The 22,441-nt window shown below is 38.1% G+C and carries 22 protein-coding genes and 2 pseudogenes; 13 read left to right on the plus strand and 11 right to left on the minus strand.

Annotation, left to right across the window (positions count from 1 at the left end; genetic code table 11):
- Positions 1-196 precede the first annotated feature (196 nt).
- Entirely contained in the window at positions 197-1,336 is a 1,140-nt protein-coding gene (locus tag EZY12_12270) for a TRAP transporter substrate-binding protein (GenBank protein QSX70266.1), read from the minus strand.
- A gap of 479 nt (positions 1,337-1,815) precedes the next feature.
- Here EZY12_12270 and EZY12_12275 point away from each other — a divergent pair, with 479 nt between their 5' ends.
- The 3 genes from EZY12_12275 (at position 1,816) to EZY12_12285 (ending at position 4,793) form a co-directional block, all read left to right on the plus strand.
- Positions 1,816-2,580 carry a Uma2 family endonuclease gene (locus EZY12_12275; protein QSX70267.1) on the plus strand — a complete coding sequence of 255 codons (765 nt, stop codon included), beginning with the start codon at positions 1,816-1,818 and terminating at the stop codon, positions 2,578-2,580.
- A gap of 237 nt (positions 2,581-2,817) precedes the next feature.
- Complete coding sequence (locus tag EZY12_12280) at positions 2,818-3,441, plus strand: TRAP transporter small permease subunit (protein ID QSX70268.1); 624 nt, start codon at positions 2,818-2,820, stop codon at positions 3,439-3,441.
- An 8-nt stretch (positions 3,442-3,449) separates the two neighbouring features.
- Positions 3,450-4,793 (plus strand): TRAP transporter large permease subunit, encoded by a 1,344-nt coding sequence (locus EZY12_12285; GenBank protein ID QSX70269.1) that lies wholly within the window; start codon positions 3,450-3,452, stop codon positions 4,791-4,793.
- On the opposite strand, the gene EZY12_12290 is transcribed toward EZY12_12285, so the two are convergent.
- Positions 4,790-5,368: a Uma2 family endonuclease gene (locus tag EZY12_12290; protein ID QSX70270.1), complete on the minus strand. Its 579-nt coding sequence runs from the start codon at positions 5,366-5,368 to the stop codon at positions 4,790-4,792. The genes EZY12_12285 and EZY12_12290 overlap by 4 nt on opposite strands.
- 352 nt (positions 5,369-5,720) lie before the next feature.
- On the opposite strand from EZY12_12290, the gene EZY12_12295 reads away from it, so the two are divergent.
- The 3 genes from EZY12_12295 to EZY12_12305 all read left to right on the plus strand — a co-directional run bounded on the left by EZY12_12295 (position 5,721) and on the right by EZY12_12305 (position 6,661).
- Positions 5,721-5,906, plus strand: coding sequence for a hypothetical protein (locus tag EZY12_12295; GenBank protein ID QSX70271.1), 186 nt, complete (start codon positions 5,721-5,723; stop codon positions 5,904-5,906).
- 383 nt (positions 5,907-6,289) lie between these two features.
- On the plus strand, positions 6,290-6,439 hold the full coding sequence (locus EZY12_12300; GenBank protein ID QSX70875.1) for a hypothetical protein: 150 nt from the start codon (positions 6,290-6,292) through the stop codon (positions 6,437-6,439).
- A gap of 36 nt (positions 6,440-6,475) precedes the next feature.
- Entirely contained in the window at positions 6,476-6,661 is a 186-nt protein-coding gene (locus EZY12_12305) for a hypothetical protein (protein ID QSX70272.1), read from the plus strand.
- Positions 6,662-6,707: 46 nt separating this feature from the next.
- Here the strand turns inward: EZY12_12305 and EZY12_12310 are convergent, their stop codons facing one another.
- Positions 6,708-8,042, minus strand: a complete 1,335-nt coding sequence (locus tag EZY12_12310) for a hypothetical protein (protein ID QSX70273.1) — start codon at positions 8,040-8,042, stop codon at positions 6,708-6,710.
- On the minus strand, positions 8,023-8,469 hold the full coding sequence (locus EZY12_12315; GenBank protein QSX70274.1) for a hypothetical protein: 447 nt from the start codon (positions 8,467-8,469) through the stop codon (positions 8,023-8,025). The genes EZY12_12310 and EZY12_12315 overlap by 20 nt, the downstream gene beginning before the upstream one ends.
- A 280-nt stretch (positions 8,470-8,749) precedes the next feature.
- On the opposite strand from EZY12_12315, the gene aspS reads away from it, so the two are divergent.
- A complete protein-coding gene (gene aspS / locus EZY12_12320) occupies positions 8,750-10,537 on the plus strand; it encodes an aspartate--tRNA ligase (protein QSX70275.1) in 1,788 nt (595 codons plus the stop codon).
- A 280-nt stretch (positions 10,538-10,817) separates the two neighbouring features.
- On the opposite strand, the gene EZY12_12325 is transcribed toward aspS, so the two are convergent.
- Both EZY12_12325 and EZY12_12330 read right to left on the minus strand, forming a co-directional pair.
- On the minus strand, positions 10,818-11,201 hold the full coding sequence (locus EZY12_12325) for a hypothetical protein (protein ID QSX70276.1): 384 nt from the start codon (positions 11,199-11,201) through the stop codon (positions 10,818-10,820).
- Positions 11,202-11,204: 3 nt separating this feature from the next.
- On the minus strand, positions 11,205-11,528 hold the full coding sequence (locus EZY12_12330; protein QSX70277.1) for a hypothetical protein: 324 nt from the start codon (positions 11,526-11,528) through the stop codon (positions 11,205-11,207).
- 216 nt (positions 11,529-11,744) lie between these two features.
- On the opposite strand from EZY12_12330, the pseudogene EZY12_12335 reads away from it, so the two are divergent.
- The 4 genes and pseudogenes from EZY12_12335 to EZY12_12350 all read left to right on the plus strand — a co-directional run bounded on the left by EZY12_12335 (position 11,745) and on the right by EZY12_12350 (position 14,016).
- Positions 11,745-12,179, plus strand: a pseudogene (locus EZY12_12335) (restriction endonuclease).
- A gap of 21 nt (positions 12,180-12,200) precedes the next feature.
- Positions 12,201-13,373, plus strand: coding sequence for a DNA (cytosine-5-)-methyltransferase (dcm, locus tag EZY12_12340; GenBank protein ID QSX70278.1), 1,173 nt, complete (start codon positions 12,201-12,203; stop codon positions 13,371-13,373).
- 7 nt (positions 13,374-13,380) lie between these two features.
- Complete coding sequence (locus EZY12_12345) at positions 13,381-13,563, plus strand: hypothetical protein (GenBank protein ID QSX70279.1); 183 nt, start codon at positions 13,381-13,383, stop codon at positions 13,561-13,563.
- 18 nt (positions 13,564-13,581) lie between these two features.
- On the plus strand, positions 13,582-14,016 hold the full coding sequence (locus EZY12_12350; GenBank protein ID QSX70280.1) for a hypothetical protein: 435 nt from the start codon (positions 13,582-13,584) through the stop codon (positions 14,014-14,016).
- A 177-nt stretch (positions 14,017-14,193) separates the two neighbouring features.
- On the opposite strand, the gene EZY12_12355 is transcribed toward EZY12_12350, so the two are convergent.
- Entirely contained in the window at positions 14,194-16,512 is a 2,319-nt protein-coding gene (locus EZY12_12355; protein ID QSX70281.1) for a fimbrial biogenesis outer membrane usher protein, read from the minus strand.
- 6 nt (positions 16,513-16,518) lie between these two features.
- On the opposite strand from EZY12_12355, the gene EZY12_12360 reads away from it, so the two are divergent.
- Complete coding sequence (locus EZY12_12360) at positions 16,519-17,031, plus strand: spore coat protein U domain-containing protein (protein QSX70282.1); 513 nt, start codon at positions 16,519-16,521, stop codon at positions 17,029-17,031.
- 283 nt (positions 17,032-17,314) lie between these two features.
- On the opposite strand, the gene EZY12_12365 is transcribed toward EZY12_12360, so the two are convergent.
- The 4 genes and pseudogenes from EZY12_12365 to EZY12_12380 form a co-directional block, all read right to left on the minus strand.
- On the minus strand, positions 17,315-17,989 hold the full coding sequence (locus EZY12_12365; GenBank protein ID QSX70643.1) for a molecular chaperone: 675 nt from the start codon (positions 17,987-17,989) through the stop codon (positions 17,315-17,317).
- 231 nt (positions 17,990-18,220) lie between these two features.
- Complete coding sequence (locus tag EZY12_12370) at positions 18,221-18,769, minus strand: spore coat U domain-containing protein (GenBank protein QSX70283.1); 549 nt, start codon at positions 18,767-18,769, stop codon at positions 18,221-18,223.
- 310 nt (positions 18,770-19,079) lie between these two features.
- Positions 19,080-19,368 (minus strand): annotated as a pseudogene (locus tag EZY12_12375) (transposase family protein).
- A gap of 500 nt (positions 19,369-19,868) precedes the next feature.
- Complete coding sequence (locus EZY12_12380; protein QSX70284.1) at positions 19,869-20,072, minus strand: hypothetical protein; 204 nt, start codon at positions 20,070-20,072, stop codon at positions 19,869-19,871.
- A 259-nt stretch (positions 20,073-20,331) separates the two neighbouring features.
- Here EZY12_12380 and mnmG point away from each other — a divergent pair, with 259 nt between their 5' ends.
- Positions 20,332-22,245 (plus strand): tRNA uridine-5-carboxymethylaminomethyl(34) synthesis enzyme MnmG, encoded by a 1,914-nt coding sequence (gene mnmG, locus EZY12_12385; GenBank protein ID QSX70285.1) that lies wholly within the window; start codon positions 20,332-20,334, stop codon positions 22,243-22,245.
- The last annotated feature ends 196 nt before the right edge of the window (positions 22,246-22,441 follow it).

Here is a 22,441-nt window from a genome sequence, read left to right on the forward strand (position 1 = left end):
AATAAGAGAATTTTGGCGTTGCTGATTAAGAGTATGATTTTATTTCACGCAGAGGCGCAGAGTCTCAGAGAGCAAGAGTTTCATTTTTTTGATTTTCCAATTTCATACCTCAATTCAGCAACGCCCCCATAACCCTTGTAGAGACGTTCCATGAAACATCTCTACATTATTTTTTGGAAGTCTATTAAAAAAACTCTCAATTCCCTACTTTCAACTTCCCATAGGCATAACGGGTTAAACTACCTTCATTGAGATTATTCCACGCATACATCCGATCTCTAAAAGGTTTCCATTGTTCATAAATAGCTTTAAAATCAGCGTCTTTAGCCGCAAATTCATCATATAAAGCAAAAGAGGCTTTTTCCGCTGCTGCCAAAATTTCTTGACTATAAGCACGCAGTTGAACTCCGGTTTTTAATAGTTTCTCTAATGCTTCACTATTGCGGGTATCATAACGAGCTAACATTGTTGTATTCGACTGATATGCAGCGGTTTCTAAAGCTGCTTGGTATTGAGGTGGTAACTTTTTCCATTCGTCCAAATTAATTTGTACTTCTAAAGTTGGACCTGGTTCCCACCAACCTGGATAATAATAAAATTTAGCGACTTTATTTAAACCCAATTTTTCATCATCATAGGGTCCCACCCATTCAGCCGCGTCAATAGCCCCCGTTTGTAGTGCTTGGAAAATTTCCCCACCAGGGAGATTTTGGACAGTTACTCCCAGTTTAGCCATAACTTGCCCTCCTAAACCAGGAATCCGCATTTTTAGCCCTTTGAGATCATTGAGGGTTTTCACCTCGTTGCGAAACCATCCCCCCATTTGTGTACCCGTATTTCCCGCAGGAAATTGAATTACATTAAATTTACGTGCGTAAATTTCCCGCAGTTTGGCTAAACCTCCGCCTTCATATAACCAAGCGTTTTGTTGTTGGGCATTGAGTCCAAATGGTACTGATGTCCCAAATCCCAAGGCGGGACTTTTACCAATGTAGTAATAAGCGGCACTATGTCCTGCTTGCACAGCACCTTGAGAAACCACATTGAGAACTTCTAAACCGGGGGCTATTTCTCCAGCCGCACGGGGTTCGATAATAAATTTACCATTAGTGAGAACTTTAACGCGCTCTGCTAAAACCTGCGCCCCGCCAAAAATAGTTTCTAAAGATAATGGCCAACTTGTAGCCATTTGCCATTTAATGATAGGTAAATTACTGGTGTCGGTTTGACCTGTGGCAGCTTGATTTTGAGCCTTTTGACAACCACCAACAATTGCTACTCCGGTAGCTGCGATCGCACTTTGAGATAATCTATTAACAATAGTTCGACGTTTCATAAAAATGAATATTATTGACTAAGTGTAAGATTTCCCTAGAATATCATAATGATGTGAAATTTCAGCCACCACAAAACAGGTTGGTATTAAAAATCTTCGTTGGGATTAGGTAGGGGGAAAAAGGTTTTAGACTTATTTACTTTTTGTTATCCAGTTTGACTTGATTGTGTTGATATACTTAAAACTTATTATTTCTTATAATTTGGCCAATTGCCGATCATTTCAGATTAGTATAAAAATATTAATTCAGAGGGAACAGGGAACGGGCAACACCGGAACAGGAAAAACTCATGTTAAAAACATGAGATTGAGATAATGACACTGTTTTTTTCGTGCTACGCATCTTGTAAAAACATCTTTTTTTTGACTGAGCTTTAAACTGGTGCAAATGAGTGTTTCTTATCTGTTCCCAGTTAAGAGTTCCCTGTTCCCTGTTCCCTGTTCCCTTCTTTTGTAATTTCTAACTAAATTTAACGGCTATGTTAGAAACTGTTTTGGTTGTACCTAGTATTAAATTGCCACCCACTCAGGCAGAACTTCCTTGTGATGATGGTATCCCGATGGAGACACAAAGACATAAATTACAAATGGATATTTTAATTGATACCATTCAGCCTTGGCTAGATCAAAGGGCTGATGGGTATGTAGGTGGCAATATGTTTGTATACTACAGTTTAGCACAATTAAAAAATCAAGATTTTCGAGGTCCAGATTTCTTTGCTGTTTTGGATGTGCCGAAAACAGAACGATTATCTTGGGTAGTTTGGGAAGAAGGAAAACCACCAGATGTAGTAATTGAATTACTTTCAGAAAGCACAGCTAGTAATGATAAAAGTGCGAAAAAATTGATTTATCAAAATCAAATGCGGGTTTCTGAATATTTCTGGTATGACCCTTTTAACCCCAATGATTTTGCAGGTTTTGATCTGAATAGTGGTGCATATCAACAGATTGCTTTAAATGATAAAAATCACCTGATAAGTAAAGTTCTAGATTTAGCTTTGGTGCGTTGGCAGGGTAATTATAGAGGTGTTGATGCCACTTGGTTACGTTGGGCAACTTTAGATGGTGATTTATTTCCCACATCTGGGGAAATGGTAGAAATTGCACAACAACGTGCAGAACAGGCTGAATTGCAATTAAGACAAGTTGCTATTAATTTGTCACAGAATGGAATGTCTGTAGAACAAGTGGCACAATTGACAAATTTAGATATTTTGGAGGTAGAAAGATTGATTAATTAATATTAATAATTCAGGAGTCACTATAGATTTTCTCGTTCCCATACTCTGTATGGGAATGAATTCCAGAAGGCTCTGCCTTCTATAACGACAGAGGCACCAGTCTCCGTCAGGGCATTCCCAATCAAAGACTGGGAACGAGATAAAAAAACTTTTTCTACCTGAATTTTGCACAATATTTAAAGTATTATTTATACTTAATCCCCTACTTTCCATTCTGTCCTTTAATTTATATGTTCTATGCGTAACTCAAAAAGATTTGCTTTCATTAGTAGACTGTTAAAGTTTTCGCAGTCTATTGACAATTTTGCTGATAAATTGGGATGGTTATCCAATTGGCTGGTTTTACTGACAATTGGAGTCGGTTTCTTTAACGTTGTTGCCCGTTATATGGGTCGCTTCATTGGTGTACAATTATCTTCTAATGGCTTATTAGAACTGCAATGGTATTTATTTTCTCTAACTTTCTTATTCGGCTTTGTTTATATTTTACGTCATGGAGAAAATGTGCGTGTTGATTTTCTCTATACTAATATGAGTGAAAAAAAACGCGCCTTAATTGATTTTGTTGGCACAGTTTTATTTTTAATTCCCTTTTGTTTAATTGGCATTTGGGTAACATTCAACCCGGTTTTACAATCTTGGGGAAGGTTAACTGATGGTAGTTGGGGAACATGGGAAATATCTTCTGACGCGAATGGGTTACCCCGCGCACCCATAAAAACTATGGTTCCTGTGGCCTTATTTTTTCTGCTTTTACAAAGTATTTCTCAAACAATTAAATATTTAGCCGTATTATTAGGCTATCAACAAGTAGCAGAACAAATTCGCTTAGAAACTTCCGAAAATATCAATATTGAATAGGAGAAATTATGGGTTTTGAATGGTTAGCAATTTTAATGTTTGTCGGCTTTTTCTTTATTCTCATGAGTGGCTTTCCTGTCGCTTTTTCCTTTGCTGGTACAGCCATTGTTTTTGGACTTATTGGTACAGCAGTGGGGGCTTTTAATCCGGCTCGTCTCCTGCTTTTACCTAATAGTTGGTTTGGCACAATGTCGAACTTTACTTTACTAGCTATTCCCTTTTTTGTCTTTCTGGGTGCAGTTTTAGAAAAGTCAGGATTAGCAGAAGAGTTATTAGAAACTATCGGCATTATTCTAAGTCGTGTTCGCGGAGGATTGGCTTTAGCAGTTGTTTTAGTGGGAACTGTTTTAGCCGCCACAACCGGAGTCGTAGCCGCTACAGTAATTGTCATGGGAATGTTATCATTACCCATGATGTTACGCTATGGCTATGATAAAAAATTGGCAGCAGGAGTAATAATTGCTTCCGGAACTTTAGCCCAGTTAATTCCTCCCAGTTTAGTTTTAGTTATTCTTAGTGATCAAATTGGTGTTTCCGTTGGAGATTTATTTTTAGGGGCATTAATTCCCGGATTAATGTTATCTGGTGCTTATATTCTCTATATTTTAGGACTGGCATTTTTTCAACCGGATAAAGTACCAATGATTCCTGATGATGTGGTAATTCCTCAAGGTACTCAATTAATTAAACAAATTTTTAAAGCTGTTGTTCCGCCAATTATTTTAATTTTTGCGGTGTTGGGAAGTATATTCTTTGGTGTAGCTACTCCCACAGAAGCCGGGGCTGTCGGTGCTGTTGGGGCTTCTATTCTCGCAGCGTTTAATAAACGGTTAACACCACAATTAATTCGTGATGCTGCCCATTCTACCGCAGTGATTACCGCTTTAGTGGTGATGATTTTATTCTGTTCTTCGATGTTTAGTTTGGTGTTTGATGCTTTAGGTGGCAAAACTCTGATTACTAATTTATTAATAGGTTTACCCGGAGGATATTGGGGATTTTTAATTGTTAGTAACATTGTGATTTTTATTTTAGGAGCTTTTTTAGAATTTATTGAGATTTGCTTTATTGCTATGCCTTTATTTGTGCCAGCGGCACAGGCTTTACATATTGATATGGTGTGGTTTGGTGTGGTCATGGCAGTGAATTTACAAACGGCGTTTATTTCTCCACCTGTGGGATTTTCTTTGTTTTATTTACAAAGTGTTGCCCCTAAAGAAGTGAGTACATTAGATATTCATAAAAGTGCGATTCCTTTTATAGTTTTACAGTTTATTGTGCTGTTAATTGTAATTGCTTTCCCGCAAACAGTTCGCTGGTTAATTGATATTTCGGCAGTAACTGGAACTTAAAGAAAAATCGGCTGTAAATCTAAAATAAAACCTGGTAATACATCTTCTCCAGATAAATTTGTAGGAGATTGTAAAACTTCCATTTCTTGATTTTGACGATAAATTTCTACTTGTTTGGTTTTAGGATTAATTAACCACCCTAAACGTAAACCATTGGCTATAAATTCCCGCATTTTTGCTTGAGTATCTGCTAAATTATCACTTTCAGAAACTAACTCAATCACAAAATCAGGACATAAGGGCAAAAACTTTTTTCTTTGTTCTTGTGTCAGTGCATTCCATCTTTCTATTTTTACCCAAGACACATCTGGGGAACGGGTAGCACCATTAGGTAATTTAAAACCCGTAGAAGAATCAAAAGCTTTTCCTAAGCCATTTTTGCGATTCCAATACCCTAAATCAAGACACATTTCAAAATTACGATTTCCTGTTTCTCCTCCCGTTGGTGACATAACAATTAATTCTCCTTGATGTGATAATTCTAAACGTAAATCTTTATTAGCAGCGACTATTTCCACAAATTCATCGTCTGTGAATTTTAATGATTTTGGTATTTGTAAAGTTACAGCATTCATGATTTATACCTCTTGACTATAACACCCCACCCCTAGCCCCTCCCCGCTCTTCGAGAGGGGAACTGGACACATCGTTCCCAGTCAGAGACTGGGAACGCCTTTCAGGAGGTTCTACTTCCCATTTTAACGAAATTTCGAGAAGATGGCGACTGGAAGCCGCGGAGCCACACAGACAAAACTCTTGATTTTTCATTAGTCCACGCACTATCTGGACTTTGCTCGTATAGTAGTTTTTGCCCTTGATGTGATGAATAGAAGTTGATAAAATCGGCGGTTGGAAACAGCGTCTACACAGTAATAGCGTTACACTGTTGAATCCATGTCAAAATCATGAACTAAGGAGATAAATAAAATGTCAGAAGAAGAGTTTCAACAAAAAATCTTAAATTCACTCGAAGAATTAAAAACTGATGTGGCAAAATCAAATGAGAAATTTGAAGTATACAGGCAAGCTACACAGTCACTGGTTAATTTGGCTTTCGGTTTGATTGCCAGCGCCACGATAATTACGGTGGTGTCATCAGTTTTCAAGAGGTAATTTCTGAACGCAATCTGAACACCAAGAAAACATCGCCAATTTGTTGATATTGTTGTGATAAATCGAAGAGAGGAATTTTATTCACGTTGAAACGATTCTAGATTGCCTTTTCAAAATACACCATAGATAGATAGAAGTTGATAAAATCGGCGGTTAGAAACCGCTTCTACACAAACAAAGTCCACCTGCGTGGACTAAGATAAGAAAAAATTAAGGGTTTGAAACCCATGAAGATGGGTTTTGCCTGTGTAGCTGCGATTTCTAACCGCCAAAGCTAAAATGATTTTTCTTCAACTAAAACTACTACAATGACTGTTGATGCTAGATAATGGGAAAGCCTTGACATTTACCCAACCTAGCCCGGAACCAAAGAACTAACAACTATGCGAACTCACTATTGCGGCGAACTCCGAAAAAAACATATTGGTGAAACTGTTACCTTTTACGGATGGGTAGACCGTCGCCGCGATCACGGTGGTGTGATATTCTTAGATTTGCGCGGTTCAGTTCTTAGTTGGGCTTACACTATTTAATCCATATCAAAATCCTTAACTAAGGAGATAAATAAAATGTCAGAAGAAGAGTTTCAACAAAAAATATTAAATTCACTGGAAGAATTAAAAACTGATGTGGCAAAATCAAATGAGAAATTTGAGGTATACAGGCAAGCTACACAGTCACTGGTTAATTTGGCTTTCGGTTTGATTGCCAGCGCCACGATAATTACGGTGGTGTCGTCGGTTTTTAAGAGGTAATTTCTGAACGCGTTCTGAACACCAAGAAGGCATCGTTAAAAATAAGCTAATAGGGAACACTAGATTCTAAATCATTGACTCCGTGTGAGGAGAAAATTAAGCCGTTATTAATTAGGATTGTTTCGATTGTTTGTTGACTCACCATGAAATATTCGGATGCGTCTTCTATCGCAGATTCTGAGTAGTCGTTATTCAAATAAGTCTGCAAGCTATCAATGGGACAAAGAAACTCTGCTGCAAAAGCTCGCTGATATTTTTGCCTTGATGTTCTGATGTCAGTGCTGGCAAGCCATGATTTCCCACAGTTGCCATAAAGCAAATAATCACCAATAAGCCTGGCAAATTCAAATCTTTTAGCCAGTGGATGGCTTTTTCTCGGATGATAGTGAAACCCATTGTTCTCTAATGGGACTGCAACTGAGATAGGTTGTCGCTTTTGAGGCTGCCAGGCATCATATTCAGATTCCTGTAAACCAAGCAAATCGCAAAGGATCTTGTTGGTGAGAGGTTTTTCTTCGTTGTCAATTTTCTTGTGCACAAAAGATACAACTCCCTTTGCTCGTTGCCAAGGCGCTTTTACCGTATCTTGATTTACAGGCAAATTACTCCAATTAACGGGCTTTCCTTTGAGTCCAGTGGATTCGATGAGTTCTTTAATTGCGCTGAAAGGTTTGGTTTCTAATGATTCTTTACCGCAAGTGGGAGCTAGTTCAGAAAGCGTTTCATTTCCAACTCGTTTAGCGAGATCCAGAGCATCTTTCACGATCTCATCGGGACATTCATCGGCATCAAAGCCTAATTCTGCTTCACGACGACGGTACATTGTTGAATATGGGTCAGATCGTTCTTCCTGAACTTCTTCCCAAAGGTGAGCTAAAGACGTTCCATAAACTCCTGTTTCATTAAGACGGGATATAACAGACTCAATAAATGCTGCTGCTATGCTATCAAATTCAAGGAAGTTTTCGGAAACTGCGCGCTCAAGACCATTTATGTATCTAACTGACTGTTTATCAGTAGGATGTGATGGAGTAGCCCATATTTGCATAGATTCAGTATCTGAAGCGCATAAGACCCTCGGACAAATAAACCCTTGATTGGATGCAGTTAGTTCATGCGCCATTTTCCAATCAACTGAGGGTTTGATTCCTGGGGGTGGAAGAGGCTCGAAAAGTAATCGCCACCATGACGATGCCATCCATAATGCAAGGGGATAGGCAGAAAGTAAAACGGTAGGGCAAATCTTTTGAGACCAAATATTCTCATTCTCCGTCAGATTAACTTCTCCCACTTGCAAACTAAACATCCCCATAGTTTGCTGAATTTCGGGCGAATTATTACCATTAGGCGACCAGTCAAAATTAAGATTTAGCTTTTTCACTCCGAATCCCCCATTGCTTAATGACCTCTTCACAGAAAGGATCTTCTTTTTGCATAGGATAACCATGATACGATCCTTGCTCAGACGACTCAAGCTGTGCTTCTAGTGGAATTCCATCATCCATGACAGACCAAACGTTTTTTGGCCACAAACCTGTAAAGCGATCGCTAACTAATCCGTTTTCAATGCCTTGCCTGAGCAGAGCTAGAGCCTCCTTTTTGGTGAAAACCTTAACGGAGTCACAAAGGGACTTACCGGGTCTAGGATAACTAGGGGGCGTAAGATTGAAATCACCTGGATTCATTTTATGTTCAGGATTTCCGCCATATTGCGCTTGTGATGCAAGGTTTAAAAGGTCTTGAAAATCACATTTCTCCAAATCAAGCATTTTGCGTTTGGGGTTGAATCTGCCGTTACGTTTTTTCATAAAAATAAAGTTATGGCTAAACTTTAGCACATTTCAGTCATCCAGTAGCTATCTCACGGTACTTTCAGTTTTAAACTCTCTTTAAGTATGGATTATACAGAAATTTTTCAGATAATACCCCTAAAGGGAAGATTATAAACACTGAACTGCCATTTTCGACATAATCCATAATGTCGTTGATTTTTCTTCAACTAAAACTACTACAATGACTGTTGATGCTAGATAATGGGAAAGCCTTGACATTTACCCAACCTAGCCCGGAACCAAAGAACTAATAACTATGCGAACTCACTATTGCGGCGAACTCCGAAAAGAACATATTGGTGAAACTGTTACCTTTTACGGATGGGTAGACCGTCGCCGCGATCACGGTGGTGTGATATTCCTAGATTTGCGCGATCGCTCTGGTATTGTCCAAATCGTTAGCGACCCCCAGCGCACCCCAGACTCCTACGAACAGGCTAACTCACTCCGAAACGAATACGTTGTCGCAATCACCGGTACAGTTAGCCAACGTCCCCCAGAATCACTAAATCCCAGGCTACCCACAGGCGAAGTGGAAATCTATGCTGATAAAATAGAACTCCTCAACGCCGTCCGCAAACAGTTACCTTTCCAAGTTTCCACCGCAGACACGGAAAATGTGCGCGAAGACTTGCGGTTAAAATATCGTTATTTGGACTTACGACGGGAACGTATGGCGCAAAATATGCAATTGCGTCACCAAGTCATCAAATCCATGCGGCGCTACCTGGAAGACTTAGAAGGTTTTATCGAAATCGAAACCCCTATTCTCACCCGTTCTACCCCCGAAGGGGCGCGAGATTATATTCTTCCCAGTCGCGTCAATGAAGGTGAATGGTTTGCTTTACCGCAATCACCCCAACTATTCAAACAATTATTGATGGTATCGGGAATGGATAGATACTATCAAGTAGCGCGATGTTTCCGGGATGAAGATTTACGCGCAGACAGACAACCGGAATTTACCCAATTAGACATGGAAATGAGTTTCATGTCTGAAAATGAAATTATTGAACTCAACGAAAAGTTAGTTTGTCATATTTTCAAAACTGTGAAAGGAATTGATTTACCTCGTCCTTTTCCTCGTCTTCCCTACGCCGAAGCCATGAATCGCTATGGAAGCGATAAGCCTGACACCCGCTACGATTTAGAATTAGTTGATGTTTCCGACGTTTTAAAAGATTCGGGTTTTAAAGTGTTTCGAGAAGCTGTTGCTAATGGTGGGATTGTAAAAATTCTCCCCATTCCTAACGGTAACGATGCAATTTCTAATGTTCGCATTAAACCAGGTGGCGATATTTTCCGAGAAGCCGCAGAAGCTGGTGCAAAAGGTTTAGCTTATGTCCGCGTCCGGGAAAATGGCGAAATTGACACTATTGGCGCAATTAAAGACAATTTAACACCGGAACAAAAGCAGGAAATTTTAACAAGAACAGGTGCAAAAGCTGGACATTTGTTATTATTTGCGGCTGCTGATACGGTCACTGTCAATAAAACTTTGGACAGAATTCGTCAATTTGTGGCTAAGGAATTTAAGTTAATTGAAAAAGATAAAATTAACTTCCTCTGGGTGACAGAATTCCCCATGTTTGAATGGAATGCAGATGAAAAACGTTTAGAAGCATTACATCACCCTTTTACAGCACCTCATCCTGATGATATCAGCGATTTAAAAACCGCCCGCGCTCAAGCTTATGATTTAGTTTTAAATGGGTTTGAAGTTGGTGGTGGAAGTCTGCGAATTTATCAGCGAGAAGTTCAAGAACAGGTGTTTACAGCCATTGGTTTATCAACGGAAGAAGCACAAAGTAAATTTGGCTTTTTGTTAGAAGCTTTTGAATATGGTACTCCTCCTCATGGTGGTATTGCTTACGGTGTAGATCGTTTAGTAATGTTGTTATCTGGAGAAGAATCTATTCGTGATGTGATTGCTTTCCCCAAGACTCAACAAGCTCGTTGTTTGTTAACAGATGCTCCTGCAAATGTGGACGTAAAACAATTGAAGGAGTTGCACGTTGCTTCGACTTTTAAACCTAAGGTGTAATTCAATGTTATATTAAACCCCCTGCTAAGTTTTAGTAGGGGGTTTAATTTTGGTTGGGAAATTTCCCATATACAATTTTTTGATTATTAATCTTACTCGTACTTACAAAACCCGTAGTTATACTTCGTGTTAATAGAAGTTCAACTACGGTATTATTTGATTCAGTTTATGAAAAGTTAAGGCTGGTAATGGGTGATGAAATCCTTCTTTTCATCCTGTTCATCCTTTAATCGGTGGACATCCTGATTCTGACATTTTACCTAATTAGCAACTTACGTTATTAAATTAATTCTTTTTCAATAACTTCAATTAATTCCAGAATATTATGAGATTGGCTAGGTTCTACATTAGACTCTTCAATTATGTGGACATGATGGGGAAAATTAGGTAAATTTGGAAAATGCTGCACATTATCCCAACGTTTTCTTAATTTTTCCTTTTGTTCATCCATCCACTGATAACGATAACCCAGGGTTACAAAATGTCCCTCAATAATAGTAAAGGACTCTGCTATTTCTAAGAAATCATTATTAACTAAAGTTAGTCTAGCACGAAAATAGCCACGATCCAATAAAATCTTTTCTTCCACAATAGCGATTTTAATAATGATGCGGCTAGTTGCTAACTTAATTTTTACTGTATTAATATAATCTTGTATTTCCATTGTTTAACCAGCTATTAAATTTGTATTTATCTGCATATTATTTTGAGCATTAGTCCACATTTCATAAAATACGCTCCATTCAAAAAAATCTATTTCATCTCCTAATTTACCTGCTTTAAACTCTTGATAAAAGTCACTAGAAGACATTTGATATTTTGTCTCAAAATTCTTTAGCCGTTGTTCTAAATCTGAAATATCTTGTTGTATTGAATTTGCTAAATGCGAAGATGATTTGACATTATTAATTTTGCTTTCTAAAAGCTGCCTTTCTTCTGGAGATAAAGAGAGGATGATTTGAGTGATAGATTCAACTAGTTGGGTATTCATAAGACCTCGCGGTATGCGGGAAACTCAGTGTCTTTAGACCTGAGAGGGAAGCGACACGGGCGGTTTTAACCGCATTGAGTCTTATTTATTATAATATATTTCTTTAGCACGGTGATGTAAAAATACTGCAAAAAAAATACAAAAGTATGGTATAAAAAAGTAATACATTAATTTGGGAAAAATGACTATTCCTGATTTTCAAGCTATTATGCTTGTTCACCTGATTTTTTTGAAAGATTAGTGGTAGATTTACTCGTAAAAATGGGTTATGGTGGCTCAAGACGTGATGCTGGCAGAGCAATTGGTAAAAATGGTGATGGTGGAATTGATGGTATAATCAAGGAAGATAAATTAGGTTTAGATATTGTTTATATTCAAGCTAAAAGATGGGATAATACTGTTGTCGGTAGACCAGAGATTCAAAAGTTTGTCGGGGCTTTACATGGACAAAGAGCAAGAAAAGGTGTTTTTATCACTACTTATAGATTTTCCCAAGAAGCTAGAGAATATGTATCTATTATAGATAGTAAAATTGTGTTAATAGATGGACAAGAATTAGCCCAATTAATGATTGATAATCATGTAGGGGTTTCCACTGTCTCTATTTACGAAATTAAAAAAATAGATTCTGACTATTTTACAGATGAATAATTATTAAACAATATACAATACATGAGAACAAACAATTTAAAAGCTGTAGAATTATTTGCTGGTATCGGTGGTTTTCGCTTAGGGCTGACAAATGCTAATATTGAAACTATATGGGCTAATGATATTAATGAATTGAGTTGTCAAGTTTATGAAAGCAATTTTGGTAAAGATTCTATAGTTTTAGGAAATATTAATAAAATTCCGATATCAGATATACCCAATCATGATATTTTAATGGCTGGTTTCCCTTGTCAACCATTTAGCCCTGCTGGTAAAAAATTGGGTGTGAGAGATAGTGTTAGAGGAACTTTATTTGAACGTATTGTAGAAATTATAGCCGAAAAACAACCCCAATATTTTTTCTTAGAAAATGTTAAAAGACTTTTAACAATGGAAAATGGCTATCATTTTCGAGTTATTTTAAATGCGCTATCGGAATTGAATTATTTTATAGAATGGAGAATCATTAGTCCCATTAGCTTTGGTATTCCTCAAAATAGAGATAGGATTTTTATTTTCGGAACTAAGTTGAATGAAGATAATATAAATTCTCAACTTTTACAAAATAAATCAGTTTTCTTAACTCAATCAGATTTAATTAATTTACAAAATATAGAAATATTAACAGAAAAAGATATGATGCCTATAGTTGCAAATCAAGGTAAGAATTATAATTGGGGAATTGCTTATAAAAATAAAATGTTAACTTTGAATCTTCCTGCTTTACCGGATATCAAACCTAGACAAAAATTAAAAGATATTCTCCAAGATGATTTAATGGTAGATGCTCAATTTGATTTTACATCTGATACTTTAGAACGAATTAAGCAAAGTAAAGCTGTAAATCGTTATTGTCAAGGTGTGGAATTATTATATAATCAAGATGGAGGTGCAAGATTAGGTTATACAATATTTGGAATTAATGGAATTGCATCAACTTTAACTGCTTCTACATCAAGACATTATGAACGTTATCAAGTAGGTGATAAATATCGGCGTTTAACGAATATTGAATATGCGAGATTGATGGGGTTTCCTGATGATTGGTGTCGGGTAGCTAGAATTTATGATCAATATGCTTTATTTGGTAATGCAATTGTTCCTACTTGTGTAGAATGGGTATGTCAAAGAATTGGTAAAATAAATATCGAATTTACTAAATCTTCTTGGCAACAATTAAGTTTGGCTATTTAATTTAAAAATGGAATTACTAACACTAGAATCTTTAAAAACGGCAGCACGTAATTTTTGCTCAGAATTAAGTGTAACACAAATTCATAATCTGTATGGGGTTACAGATGGTAAAGCAGTCGGTACTTATGTTGAGTCTACTTTTAATCAATATTTATCTACAAGGTATGAATACACTCTTGGTAGTGCTTAATACATTAATTTGGGAAAAATGACTATTCCTGATTTTCAAGCTATTATGCTTCCTTTATTGCAATATGCAAGTGATGGTAAGGAACATTCTTTAAGAGACGCTATTACATTTTTAGCTGATGTTTTTAATTTAACTGATGACCAAAGAAAGGATTTATTACCTAGTGGACAACAAACTGTTTTTGATAATAGAGTAGGATGGGCTAGAACTCATTTAAAAAAAGCTGTTTTATTGGAATATCCCAAAAGAGGCTTTTTTCAAATTACTGACAGAGGTAAGGATTTATTAATTCAAAATCCTACGAAAATCAATATTAAGTTTCTTAATCAGTTTCCAGAGCATATAGAGTTTCTAAATTCTAAAAAAGATAATAATAAACAAGAAACGGAAATTATAGAAATAGCGGAAACTACACCCCAGGGGAAACGCATCTTATCAATAAGGACTATTTAATCTCAATAATGACCCAAAAATTCGCATTAACGTCTACTTATTGACAATAATTTAAACCATCACGATGACTCTGAAAAAATCAATCAAACGATAAATACCGATTCCTTCCTTTATACACAAAAATGGTGTTTTGTCAATAAAATTTAGATGCGTTTCCCCTGTACAATACTGTAATCGTTAAGGAATAATACACTTTAAATTACCTAAATTAACCATTTGTTCCTGAGACTGGGGAATAGTTAGCTCAAAATTACAAATACCCCCTTCATAGTCCACATTAGCTGGATATTTTCCCGGAGAAACACTGTCTAAATAGAAATCTCCTTCCTTACCAATAGGTGAGTTAATAATTTGATTATTCACAGTTATATTTAATTGACCATAGGACGGAATCACAGTTTTTCCTGATGTTTCTACCGACAAAGTACCGACAAGACTCTGAATTAGTCGCACAGGAAAACGCACAACCGCCCCACCTCGAAAAGGCGGAGTAATTACTTTTTCATTAGCATCAATTTTGTAGTTTAAAGGAATATCCTGATCTTGGATTTTCAAATTATTACCATTGTAGGGGCGCAGATTAGTAATCATTAAATTACCCTTAGAACCAGTGCGTCCAACTTCCTGATTATTACTGTAACCACGCACACCCCTCACCCCTGGAACTTGTATGAGTGCAAAGCTTTGGGTAACAGGAGGGGCAAAGAAGACATTATTCCCTATGCCGATAATACTACCAGAGACATTAACAGAGCCGCTATTTGTACCATTACTGCGGTTGAGGTTTAACTCATAAACGCCAAAAGGAGCGCGATACTGGATATTACCATTGGCGGGAATTTTTTCCCCGTTGGGGTTAACCTGAAGACGGTAGCCCAAGCCATTACCAGCCGGTGGAGATTTCTGCACAGATACAGTTGAGTTAATTGCAGTTTTACCATTGGTATTTTGCCGATTAATACTAGCTCTAGCATTACCTAAAGTATAATTGAAACCTAGAAATAGTTCATTTGTGGTTGGTTGTGTAGGTTGGTCAGACCGGCTGAGATTCATAGATAAATCTGCATGGGAATTGAGACGCAAACTACTAGTGAGAGCTAGGCGGTTACTGTGTCCTTTATCACGGAAGTCAGAGGACGCATACTGCAAACCTAAGCTTAAATTACGGGTGGGAGAGACAGAAACAAAAGCATTATTTTCTAACTTGGCTCTGTCATCTAATGCTGTCAAACTTAAATTAGCATATCGGTCACTCAACAGCCGCACCGAACCACCAAAACCGATATTACGACGAGAATAGCTATAAGTCAGAGCAGCCGCAGCCCCCGGTATTCCTGATTCACTACTGGCGGCTAGGGATAGTCCTAAAGCCCCAAAGGGCAGGGTAGTGGTTAGACTAGAACCACCACTAATTAAATTACTAGCAACCTCCAAGCGCCCGCCCAGGGTCAGGGAGTTGGTAATACCCTGACGATAGCGACCGAGAAAAGCCGGAGAACCATAATTAAAATTATCAGAGTCTAGTTTAAATCGCCGTAAACCTAAATTAAAACTGTAGTCAGATAAACCGGGTTTTAGCAACCCCGCAGCAAAATAAAAAGGTGAAGTAATTACCTCTTCTCGACCTAAAGCATCACGAATTACAACTTTTGTAGAACCACTACCAGTGGGTAGGAGTAAATTATCAAATTGAAAGCGACCGGGGGGTACTTCTATTTGATTTACTCTTTGTCCATTAACAAAAACCTCTACTTTGGCAGGTGTTAAGGCCGCACCAGATAAACTAAAAGTTGGTTGTTGGATGACATTAGGATTTAGGCCAAAATCCCGTGACCCACTCACACCAGCCATAAACATTCCTCCCCCTAAATCGCCAGTGCTGACAAAGGAATCACCAACTACCCATTTAGTCAATTTGTGGGGATTATCTAAGGTGAAATTTGTTAAACCTCGCAGCCAAGAACCATCAGTTTTGCGGGAAAAACTGCTATAAAGTAAATTTTTATGAATGCTTAATCCTGATTCTCCAAAAAATGTATAATTGTTGAAGTTGAATTTTTCAATGTCAACAGGTAAGTTAAAAGCATAATTAAAGAAAACACTAGTGTTTTGACTATAAGTAATATTTTTCGCTGACTCCCGACCTAAATTAAATGAATTACTGCTTAATAATTCAGGTTGGGCTGTTATCTTTAAAGTTAAGGCTTTTTCATCAAAAATATAGCTCACCTGGGGAGATAATGAAACCAGAGAAACATAAGTTTCATTATTAATAGTTTCTCGACTACCAGCGAAACCTTGTAACCCGGCTTTTTCTAAATCGGAACGAGTAATAAGAATATCCTGGGGGCGTAAAATCACAAAAATTGCTTCTTTAGCTACCTGATTAACGGTAAGTTCCAAAATGGCATTTTGTTCTTGTGCTGCAACCTGAGAACAGACTACAAAACTCCAAGCAGAAACCAACAGCAACAACCAGCCATTATTTACAGACATAAAACCATGAAAGTGCGCCCTTCTTTATTAACTGTTTTGCTACTTATGGCTAGTTCCTCTGCTCCCGTAATGGCAGGTAGCGCAAATGCTAATTTGAATGTTTCTGCTTCAGTAGTTCCTAGTATTATAATTACCCCACCTGCTGCTCCTGTGCCAATACCAGTGGAGAACATAACTAATCCGTCTACTCCGGCAACGGCAACAATACCAATTGCTATCACTTTACCGAGTAATACTACTGGGAAAATTACCCTTGGACAAGGACAAAATGCCTCTTCTGTCTCCAATGACACTAACCCCGTGCGCCGCATGACTGATGGTGCAGGAAATTACTTATTGTATGAATTATATCAAGATGAATCTAAGACAATAATTTGGGGCAATACTGATAACACTGGTTTGTCATTGACTGGTACGGGTTCAGCCAGTAGTATCAATGTTCATGTTAAAATTCCGGCGGGGCAAAATGTGCCAGCGGGAAATTACCAGGACACGGTGCAATTGAAGGCGACTTTGTAAGTATTTTTAAATTAACCCCACCCTAACCCTCCCCTTGCTAAGGGGAGGGGACAAGATTCCAGTCTCCCCCCTTGGCAAGGGGGGACTAAGGGGGGTAATTCCCACAAACAATACCCCACCCTAACCCTCCCCTTGCTAAGGGGAGGGGATAAGATTCCAGTCTCCCCCCTTGGCAAGGGGGGACTAAGGGGGGTAATTCCCACAAACAATACCCCACCCTAACCCTCCCCTTGCTAAGGGGAGGGGATAAGATTCTCCAGTTTCCCCCCTTGGCAAGGGGGGACTAAGGGGGGTAAGCAGCAGCACAAGCGCCCTGGGGAGTGTCTAGGGTTTCTTTAAAGGTGGTTTTTGCGGTTTTGACTTCCACTACCAGTTTCTTGACCCCATTACATTTTTCTTTAGGTGGTAATTCTACACTGTAGGATTTAGTATTACCCGCTAAAATATACCAACTATTAACAGCAGTTTCAATAATTTTTTCCCCTGTGGCACTTACTCCTTGCACTGTAATTTGCTGTGGACGAAGATTGACATTACCAGTATTATTAATCTCAAAAGATAAATTACCTTTTTTGATTGCTAGTTGTCCCATTTTTCCTGACTGGTTGATTTGGCTCGGTTGTAGAAAAATAGGAATACTTAAATTAGTTAAGACTTGGATGGCATTCTGAGTGGATTGACTGGTTTTTATCGGTAGTTCTTCCACAATCAGTCGGTAAGTCTTTTCGACATTATTAATGGGAACTTTAGAACCGAGTCTAATTTGCCGTTCTGCCTGGGATTCTACGGAAAGTAGAGATGGAAACAGAATAATATCTTCAGTAGGAGTGAGTTTGTCTTCTCCTTGGGCATTTTGTTCCCATTTGAATACTTTGAATTGAAAACTGCCAGCAGTGGTATCCTGATTACGTAATTTCAGCAGCACAGTGGAAACTTTGGGAGAAAGAACAACATTAATTGGATTAACGCCATAATTTCCCGCGTCGGCTTGGGATGTTTTAAAACATAAGCCCAGGAATAGGCTGAGAAACAGCAGTAATTTTAAGCGGGAACTGAGGGTAAACACGAGAATTAACCTTATTTGTAAGGTGCGTTAAGACAAAAGCCCGTAACGCACCAAGATTTTGCATCGTGGGTTACGGATATCGCTTGCGTAATTTTTACCAGATGTCTTTTGGATGATCAGGGCTTAGAAAGTAATAGTAGCTACTACAGTATCATAATAATTACCCGATGCAACGGTCTGACCTGCGGGAATTACACCGTAAACAGATTTAGATTTATCAAAACCCTCACCCGTAATGTCTACACCAGTGCTGGAACTATTTCCCCAAGTCGTAGTCTTTTGGTTATCTTGGTAAAGGGCATAATTGAGATGAAAATCGGCATAACTATGTTTAAGCCTACGCTGTGATTGTTCAGGATAGACGCCTAGACTTAACGTAATTACTGCATTAGCCAACACAGTACAATTTGTTGTCACAGTTCCAGTTACACTTGAACCCGTTCCTGGATCATAAGAACCAAAATTCAGCGCACTAGTTGAAATAGTGCAGTTACTAGGTACATTAGATGAGATACTAAGGTTTGAAGTAGCAGTATCAGCAACAGCCATTGAGGGAGCAGCAGAACCAACAGCGACAAAGAGCGCGGAGGCTAAGGCTAAACGACGCATCATAGTGTAAGTTCCTTGGAAAAAATATTGAGTTAATAAAATCTGTCTTTTGGTAGATGACAAAATTTAAAAATTTTATCTATCTACTGTATCTGTATCATGCTACCCCCCCCCAAAAAACAGTATATATACTTAAATTAAATAGTACATATATTTAAGCTATGGATATATTAAATACATATTTTTGTGGACACATCCTACATATATAGTAAGGACAAAATACTTTATTTATGAAGACTTGTGGCGATATTTACCTCTCCCCATTTTTGACAAATAAATATTTGCGTATATTGTCAAATAAGTGACATAGCTTGCATTGTCTATCATAATGTAACAGCTTAATCGCTACATCATAGATACGGAATTAATTCCCTTTTCCATAGGTCTCTATCAATACCCAACTATCTACCCCACAAATTACTGCACAAATCGCAATGGTAACTATAGGAATCCTAAATTATTTTTGAACAATATCTAAGTATTGTAGGGTGGGCAATGCCCACCAATAGTATATGTTCAAAAATCAAATAGGAGTCCTATATATCTATTAATTTATGCCTTTTTGTTCTCTCAACTCTTGTGTCTTCTAAATCTTTAAAGTGATCTACTATTGTGATTTTTGGGTGAACAGCATCAACAGAACCTGATTGATCACTATATATTATTTTATTAAAGCTATCCTGTACAGGCGAAATATCTTCTTCTTCACTTAATATTGATACTGCACTTTGAAATGGAGACAGCTTTGGTAGTGGTTGATTCTTGAATTTTATTTCTTTATCATTTCTTTCAATCAAAATTTTACCATCAATTGATAAAACTTCATTGATTATTTTGAATTTATCTTTTTCATTCTCTCCGTCATCTAAAATGAGAGGAGCGATTTTCTTAGTTTCAAATTCTCCATACCAATGGTATTCCAGATTATTATTACCTATAAAATAAATATCCCATTGTACATTGATTTTTGAACATATACTATTGGTGGGCAATGCCCACCAAAACCCGGATATTGTGGGCATTGCCCACCCTACAATACTTAGATATTGTTCAGAAATAATTTAGGATTCCTATAGATGTCTAGTAAATTTGATTACCCATTACTACAGTTCAACCATCAAGAAACCTTATATTTGCTACAATTAAACAATAACTGATACTTTTAACCGAGACATTCCCCGACATCTGAGATATCGTGAATATCCAGTATAACATCACCAACTGAGTTAGTGAAGGTGGTATCCCACATTGCCACAGAACATAATTCTAAGGCTCTTGATTGTCTATCAACGAGTTCAATACCCAAATTTTCTCTAGAACTACCAAGTTTTCTAAGGAAAGGTTTATTTTCTTTGTAGCCATTCAAGTCTATTCGGAACCATTACAGTTACTCAAAATATTTATTGACTTTAAATTAACTACAAAACTCTCGTATATTTATAATATTATGAACCTATTGTCGGGAAATGTCAATAGATGCCTGAAGATTTGATGTCCTATTCTTTGCTCTCTCGTCACTACCTCTGTAACTAAGCTAGTAAAAACTGCGATCGCCTCTAAATATACGCTAAAATACTGAACGTAACTAGCTTTTTAAACTTTTAATTTTTAATTCTTAATTGGTTATGACCATGCACAATTCCCCTGAATTCCGAGACGCTTATGATGTGATTGTCGTCGGTGCAGGTCACGCCGGTTGCGAAGCAGCACTTGCTACTGCCCGCCTCGGTTGTCGGACACTGCTATTGACCCTAAACTTAGATAAAATCGCTTGGCAACCTTGTAACCCCGCAGTGGGTGGTCCGGCCAAGTCTCAATTAACCCATGAAATAGATGCTTTAGGTGGGGAAATTGGTAAAATAGCAGACCGGACATACCTACAAAAACGCATCCTCAATTCTTCACGGGGTCCTGCGGTATGGGCATTACGGGCGCAAACTGATAAACGGGAATATGCGGCAGTAATGAAAGGAATTGTCGAAAATCAAGAGAATTTGACAATTCGAGAAGGCATGGTAACAGATTTAATCTTAGACGCTAATGATGAAATCATTGGTTTAGAAACTTATTTTGGCGTATCTTTTCACTGCAAAGCCGTCATTCTCACCACAGGCACATTTTTAGGTGGCAAGATTTGGGTCGGGAATAAATCAATGGCCGCAGGCCGCGCAGGAGAATTTGCAGCGGAAGGATTAACACAAACTTTGAATCGTTTGGGATTTGAAACCGGCAGACTCAAAACCGGCACACCCGCACGGGTTGATAAGCGTTCCGTTGATTACAGTAAAATGGAACTGCAACCAGGAGACGAAGCGGTGCGTTGGTTCAGTTTTGACCCGGAAGTCTGGGTAGAACGGGAACAAATGCCTTGTCACATGACCCGCACTACTACAGAAACTCATCGTTTAATTAGAGAGAATTTGCATCTGTCCCCAGTTTATGGTGGTTGGGTAGAAGCAAAAGGACCCCGCTATTGTCCGAGTATTGAAGATAAAATTGTTCGCTTTGCCGATAAAGAAAGTCACCAAATCTTTATTGAACCAGAAGGCAGAGATATTCCTGAATTGTATATTCAAGGTTTTTCCACTGGTTTACCCGAAACGCTGCAAATTTTCATGTTGCGGAGTTTGACCGGTTTAGAAAACTGTGTCATGTTGCGTCCTGCCTATGCGGTAGAGTATGATTATTTACCCGCAACTCAGTGTTATCCTACTTTGATGACCAAGAAAATACCAGGGTTATTTTGTGCGGGACAGGTAAATGGGACTACCGGTTATGAAGAAGCTGCTGCTCAAGGTTTGGTAGCGGGAATTAATGCAGCGCGGTTTGTACAGGGTGAGGAAATGATTATTTTCCCCCGTGAACAAAGTTACATTGGCACTTTAATTGATGACCTGTGTACGAAGGATTTACGCGAACCTTATCGAATGCTTACCAGTCGCTCAGAGTATCGTTTGTTACTGCGTTCTGACAATGCTGATATCCGCATGACACCGTTAGGAAGGGAAATTGGTTTAATTGACGACCGCCGCTGGGATTTATATACTAAAAAACAAGAACAAATTACAGCAGAGAAAAAACGCCTGCATTTAACTAGAATAAAAGAGAATGAGGAAGTTGGGAAAGCGATCGCTCACGATACCCAACAAGCCATTAAAGGTTCTGTCACTCTGGCTGATTTACTGCGTCGTTCCGGTATTCATTACGTTGACCTAGAACGTCATGGACTCGACAACCCCACCCTCAAACAAGCGGAAAAAGAAGGAGCAGAAATTGATATTAAATACGCTGGTTATTTAGCAAGGCAGCAACAACAAATTGACCAAGTTGCCCGTCAAGCAAATCGCCAACTACCTGGTGATTTAGACTACTCAACCATTGAAACTCTATCTAAGGAATCTAGAGAAAAGCTCAACAAAGTTAAACCCCTCACTATTGGACAAGCCGCAAGAATTGGAGGAGTCAACCCAGCCGATATCAATGCTCTCTTGATATATTTAGAAATATCTAAAAACAAGACTCTGCTATATAAAACATAGATAAAGAAGTAGGGGCGTATTGCAATACGCCCCTACTTTGCCCCTACTGACTCGGTGACTCCTCCTATAAATTTTTTTAACTAATTTCACCAAAATTTCCATAACAGAGTACAATCTAATACCATCAGCTAATCAAATCCTGAACTCTGGCAAGAAAAATCAGCTGTTTAATTAAAAAAGGTAGTTGATTTCCACA

This window comes from Dolichospermum sp. DET69, from assembly GCA_017355425.1.
Classification (GTDB): domain Bacteria; phylum Cyanobacteriota; class Cyanobacteriia; order Cyanobacteriales; family Nostocaceae; genus Dolichospermum.

What these genes read in the sequence shown, in the direction of transcription:
- EZY12_12270 (QSX70266.1), bottom strand. Translation starts at nt 1,336, where the DNA reads ATGAAACGTCGAACTATTGTTAATAGATTATCTCAAAGTGCGATCGCA.
- EZY12_12275 (QSX70267.1), top strand. Translation starts at nt 1,816, where the DNA reads ATGTTAGAAACTGTTTTGGTTGTACCTAGTATTAAATTGCCACCCACT.
- EZY12_12280 (QSX70268.1), top strand. Translation starts at nt 2,818, where the DNA reads ATGCGTAACTCAAAAAGATTTGCTTTCATTAGTAGACTGTTAAAGTTT.
- EZY12_12285 (QSX70269.1), top strand. Translation starts at nt 3,450, where the DNA reads ATGGGTTTTGAATGGTTAGCAATTTTAATGTTTGTCGGCTTTTTCTTT.
- EZY12_12290 (QSX70270.1), bottom strand. Translation starts at nt 5,368, where the DNA reads ATGAATGCTGTAACTTTACAAATACCAAAATCATTAAAATTCACAGAC.
- EZY12_12295 (QSX70271.1), top strand. Translation starts at nt 5,721, where the DNA reads ATGTCAGAAGAAGAGTTTCAACAAAAAATCTTAAATTCACTCGAAGAA.
- EZY12_12300 (QSX70875.1), top strand. Translation starts at nt 6,290, where the DNA reads ATGCGAACTCACTATTGCGGCGAACTCCGAAAAAAACATATTGGTGAA.
- EZY12_12305 (QSX70272.1), top strand. Translation starts at nt 6,476, where the DNA reads ATGTCAGAAGAAGAGTTTCAACAAAAAATATTAAATTCACTGGAAGAA.
- EZY12_12315 (QSX70274.1), bottom strand. Translation starts at nt 8,469, where the DNA reads ATGAAAAAACGTAACGGCAGATTCAACCCCAAACGCAAAATGCTTGAT.
- aspS (QSX70275.1), top strand. Translation starts at nt 8,750, where the DNA reads ATGCGAACTCACTATTGCGGCGAACTCCGAAAAGAACATATTGGTGAA.
- EZY12_12325 (QSX70276.1), bottom strand. Translation starts at nt 11,201, where the DNA reads ATGGAAATACAAGATTATATTAATACAGTAAAAATTAAGTTAGCAACT.
- EZY12_12330 (QSX70277.1), bottom strand. Translation starts at nt 11,528, where the DNA reads ATGAATACCCAACTAGTTGAATCTATCACTCAAATCATCCTCTCTTTA.
- dcm (QSX70278.1), top strand. Translation starts at nt 12,201, where the DNA reads ATGAGAACAAACAATTTAAAAGCTGTAGAATTATTTGCTGGTATCGGT.
- EZY12_12345 (QSX70279.1), top strand. Translation starts at nt 13,381, where the DNA reads ATGGAATTACTAACACTAGAATCTTTAAAAACGGCAGCACGTAATTTT.
- EZY12_12350 (QSX70280.1), top strand. Translation starts at nt 13,582, where the DNA reads ATGACTATTCCTGATTTTCAAGCTATTATGCTTCCTTTATTGCAATAT.
- EZY12_12355 (QSX70281.1), bottom strand. Translation starts at nt 16,512, where the DNA reads ATGTCTGTAAATAATGGCTGGTTGTTGCTGTTGGTTTCTGCTTGGAGT.
- EZY12_12360 (QSX70282.1), top strand. Translation starts at nt 16,519, where the DNA reads ATGAAAGTGCGCCCTTCTTTATTAACTGTTTTGCTACTTATGGCTAGT.
- mnmG (QSX70285.1), top strand. Translation starts at nt 20,332, where the DNA reads ATGACCATGCACAATTCCCCTGAATTCCGAGACGCTTATGATGTGATT.